At 42.9% G+C, this 3,953-nt stretch carries 6 protein-coding genes; 2 read left to right on the forward strand and 4 right to left on the reverse strand.

Going from position 1 to position 3,953, the window contains the following annotated elements:
* Both mnmD and A3761_RS19720 read right to left on the reverse strand, forming a co-directional pair.
* Positions 1-765 (reverse strand): tRNA (5-methylaminomethyl-2-thiouridine)(34)-methyltransferase MnmD (mnmD, locus tag A3761_RS19715; protein WP_156491971.1); only part of this gene is annotated, 765 nt, incomplete at its 3' end.
* A gap of 13 nt (positions 766-778) precedes the next feature.
* On the reverse strand, positions 779-1,324 hold the full coding sequence (locus tag A3761_RS19720) for a peptidylprolyl isomerase (protein WP_068554665.1): 546 nt from the start codon (positions 1,322-1,324) through the stop codon (positions 779-781).
* Positions 1,325-1,700: 376 nt separating this feature from the next.
* On the opposite strand from A3761_RS19720, the gene A3761_RS19725 reads away from it, so the two are divergent.
* Both A3761_RS19725 and A3761_RS19730 read left to right on the forward strand, forming a co-directional pair.
* Positions 1,701-2,504, forward strand: coding sequence for a hypothetical protein (locus A3761_RS19725; RefSeq protein ID WP_068508465.1), 804 nt, complete (start codon positions 1,701-1,703; stop codon positions 2,502-2,504).
* Positions 2,505-2,676: 172 nt separating this feature from the next.
* Positions 2,677-3,360 (forward strand): carbonic anhydrase, encoded by a 684-nt coding sequence (locus A3761_RS19730; RefSeq protein WP_068554657.1) that lies wholly within the window; start codon positions 2,677-2,679, stop codon positions 3,358-3,360.
* A 116-nt stretch (positions 3,361-3,476) separates the two neighbouring features.
* On the opposite strand, the gene A3761_RS19735 is transcribed toward A3761_RS19730, so the two are convergent.
* Positions 3,477-3,755, reverse strand: a complete 279-nt coding sequence (locus A3761_RS19735) for a peptidylprolyl isomerase (RefSeq protein ID WP_068508461.1) — start codon at positions 3,753-3,755, stop codon at positions 3,477-3,479.
* A gap of 11 nt (positions 3,756-3,766) precedes the next feature.
* A partial coding sequence (locus A3761_RS25880) for a cytochrome P450 (RefSeq protein ID WP_156491972.1) occupies positions 3,767-3,953 on the reverse strand: 187 nt, incomplete at its 5' end.

The raw sequence follows: 3,953 nt of genomic DNA on the forward strand, positions 1-3,953 counted from the left end.
TGTTTTGCTTGAAGGTAAGTGGTCGGTAGAACTGAGGTCTTGTTTTGTAATAGAGCCAAGAAGCATCTCTCGTTTTTTGCCAAAGCCTTTCTGGCGCTTAACACTGAAACCTGCCGATTCTAGCCCTCGTCTTACAGCTGACGCAGCGGCGAAGGTGGAAAAAGTGGCTCCGTCAGATGATAGTCTGGCAACTTCTTTAAAAAGAGCAGGTGACCACATTTCCGGGTTCTTATTAGGGGAAAAACCGTCCAGGTACCAGCAATCTGCCATAAAACGGTATTCATCCAGGGACTCATAAATATCCCCAAAAACCAGTGTGAGGATGACTCGGCCACACTCGAACTTCAGTGTGTGGTGTCCTTTTATAGTGAAAGGATAGTCGTCGCATAGTTGGGAAGATAAATCTGCAAGCTCAGGCCATTTACTCAAAGAGTTTCTAAGATCTGATAGAGATAGTGGGTGTTTTTCGAATGAGATGTAGTGAAAGTCACGACGGCCTTTTTCTTCACAGGCCAGCCATTGTCGCCAGCTTAAGAGAAAGTTTAGCCCGGTACCAAATCCTGCTTCAGCGACGATAAAGGGTTTTAGTGCGAAGCTTTTACCTATTAGTCTAGATGCGAGTTGATTGGCTTCAATGAAAACATATTGGCTCTCTTTAAGGCCATCAACAAGCGAGAAGTAAACGTCATCGTATTCTTTCGAGGCTGGAATATCGCCTTCCCAGCCAAGATTAGCTACCGAAAAATTGTCGACTTCTCTATTCATATTTTATGGCTTGCTATTGCTTGGTTGCGGGTGCCGGACTTTCAGGCTCGGAGCTCGGTTCGGTAATTGTAATTGATTGAATGATTATTGTGTCTATGGGAATGTCTCGCATATAACCATCAGACTTGGTGGCGACCTTAGATATCTTATCGGCTATTTCGAGTCCTTTAGTTACTTTGCCAAATACGGCATAACCCGCGTTGTGCCCGGATTTATTAAGCTGCATATTGTCTTTAACATTTATGAAGAACTGAGAAGTCGCAGAATGCGGGTCGTTCGTTCGTGCCATGGCGATAGTGCCGCGTAAATTAGGAATAAAAGAATTAGCTTCGTTCTTAATGGGCGAAGAGACGGGCTTTCGTCTCATTTTTTGATCAAAACCGCCACCTTGAACCATAAAGTTGGGAATAACGCGATGAAAGATAGTGTTGTTATAAAAGCCTTCGTTAGCGTAACGGATGAAGTTCGCAACGGTTACGGGAACGCGGTCTTTAAAAAGGTCGAGCTCGATAATGCCAAGGTTGGTTGTGATGGTCGCTTGAGTCGTATTGCTATTCATTTCTTTTGCATGACTTGCTAGCGCAAAACAGCACAAAGATATAAATGTTAAATGGCACACAAATTTATTAAATAAGGATAGATTGGAATTTCTCATGGTGTGTATTTCAACTCTATATAAATTAATTGGGAAAGGTTAATTAAATCAGCAAGCTATGAATATTTTCGGTGCTTAGTATAAAGCAAAAACGGTGTCTATTCACATGAATAGACACAGGATAACATCTTGTTACTGACCGAAATCAATCTCCCACATACAAATTGGCTTTTTCTGGCCATTATTTCACCAACTACTTAGATGGCTGTATATATTTTAATAAGCCATTAATGATTCAGAGTACCTTAATAAGATAAAGATCGACTATCCCGGGGGAAGTATGACTAAGCATAATGAGCAAATAGCAAAATCCAGACTTGGGCGCTTATTAGTAAACCGCGGTTATATTAGCGAAGCGCAACTTGATCAAGCACTTCAGCTTCAAGCCTCCGAGAACATGATGCTTGGTGAGGTCTTAATTAAGCAAGGCTGGATTAGTGAGAAAGAGCTAAATAGAACACTTAAGCATCAGTCTCGTTACCGTTACACTGCAGCATTTGTTGCTTTGGCTGCGGCGCCGTTTCAACCGATGCTTGCTATGGCTGCGAGTCCCGCTGCAGCTTTACCAATTAATAACACCAGTAGCGCTGAGCTAACACGAGAACAGTTAGGTAAGTTTGGCGGCATGCAGATGCTTGATGACGAAGCTTTGGCAGGTGTTAATGCCCAAGGGTTCGGTCCAATACCAGGTATGGGGCTTAGCATCGGTCAGAATGCTGACGGAGCGGTTGCCGGTTTTCAGCATAAATATAACGACGAAGATGAATATGAAGAGCCCAAGGATGAGCAAGTGGCTTATGAGTTAGCGGACAGTGTATTAACCATGGCAGGTGTTGGTCCGATATCTAACCTGATTGAAGCAGATATTTCTATTGAGGGTTTGAAATACCAGGAAGGAAGAGGGCCTATAGAAATTACTGACGAAGGCGGTATAAAAATATATATGCCGACAGAAATTGCTCGAATTAGCATGGAGAATATTCGAGTTAAAGGAAATACTAGCGGCCCAACTATGGGAAGCATTTACATGTCTGATATCAAGTATCATCCAGATTCCAGCTATACAATTACCGCGAGAAACTAAGCTCTCTACGTTGTTATACATAAAAAAACAGGCGCGAGCCTGTTTTTTTATGCGTCAAAATAGGGCACTCGAACATAAAAAATTAGTTAGGGCTTTTCCTTGCTATATCGCTTCCCTATACCGGTTGAGAAAGCTATTATTCAACACGTTAATTGAGTTATAGAGAATTGTTATGCCAAAAATAGCCAGTGGAATCGTACGATTCAAAACCGAAGTGTACCCTCAGAAGAAAGAACTATTCGATCAACTTGTGAAAGGGCAGCATCCAGAAGCTCTTTTTATTACATGCTCTGATTCTCGTATTGACCCAAACCTTTTAGTTCAGACGGAACCAGGGGAACTATTCATATGTCGAAATGCAGGCAATATTGTTCCACCGCATAGCAACTATACTGGTGGTACCACGGCAACGATTGAGTATGCTGTTGCCGTTCTTGAAGTCAAACATATTATTGTGTGTGGACACACCTGTTGTGGGGCAATGGCCGGCGTGATGGACCCTGACTCGCTCACTAACCTTCCTCATGTGACACAATGGCTCAGCTACTCAAAGGCTGCGCATCAGATTGTTATGGAAAAGCTGCCAGAGGGCTCCCATGATGAACGTCTGGCTATGTTGATTGATGAAAACGTTTTGCTTCAGTTGCAGCATTTAAAGACCCACCCTCATGTTGCTGCCAAACTTTCTACCAATAAAATTCAGCTACATGCCTGGACCTACGATATTGGTGCCGGAGACGTAAGGGCTTTTGATGATGAACGTGGTGAGTTTGTGCCCGTTGAGGAACGTTACGCCGACGATGTAAAAGCGTATCTTGAATCCCAACAGGCCGGTGCATGCAACGCGGACCACTAATCTGGCATATGAAATAGCAAGGAAGGTAAAAGAGAATAATAAGGATCTACAATGAAAGTTTTGGTGATCGGTGCTAATGGCGATATTGGTGCTAATGTCTTACGAGGGTTGTTATCTTAGCCTCGAAAGTAAACTTCGATCAGGTGATAGCCAAATTTTGACTTTACTGGACCGTGAACGGTCTTTAATGCTTTTTTGAAAATTACTTGTTCAACGGGCTTAACTAAGTCACCAGGCCGAATTTCGCCTAAGTCGCCACCATTCTTTTTGCTAGGGCAGCTAGAGTGCTTGCGCGCCAGTTTTGCAAAGTCACCCCCTTTAGCCAAGGCTTGTTTTATCGTGTTGGCAGTTTGCTCATCTTTTACAAGAATATGACGCGCCATCGCAGTTTTCATTAGCAAAGTCTCTAATTATCTCGGCTTTTTAGTTTAACTTGCATGCCCTTATTATTCGAGAGCGTAATGAGAGGTTGAGGGTCAAACACATTGTTTTCATCTAATTCGACTTCGAATCTTCTCATAATTGTTGCAAGTATTATTTTCGCTTCCATCATCGCAAATGATTGCCCGATGCAAACTCGTGGCCCCGAGCCA

This window comes from Oleiphilus sp. HI0123 (assembly GCF_001635315.1).

Bases quoted from the DNA above. Each gene is read 5' to 3' on its own strand.
- A3761_RS19720 (WP_068554665.1), bottom strand. From the start codon at position 1,324: ATGAATAGCAATACGACTCAAGCGACCATCACAACCAACCTTGGCATT.
- A3761_RS19725 (WP_068508465.1), top strand. From the start codon at position 1,701: ATGACTAAGCATAATGAGCAAATAGCAAAATCCAGACTTGGGCGCTTA.
- A3761_RS19730 (WP_068554657.1), top strand. From the start codon at position 2,677: ATGCCAAAAATAGCCAGTGGAATCGTACGATTCAAAACCGAAGTGTAC.
- A3761_RS19735 (WP_068508461.1), bottom strand. From the start codon at position 3,755: ATGAAAACTGCGATGGCGCGTCATATTCTTGTAAAAGATGAGCAAACT.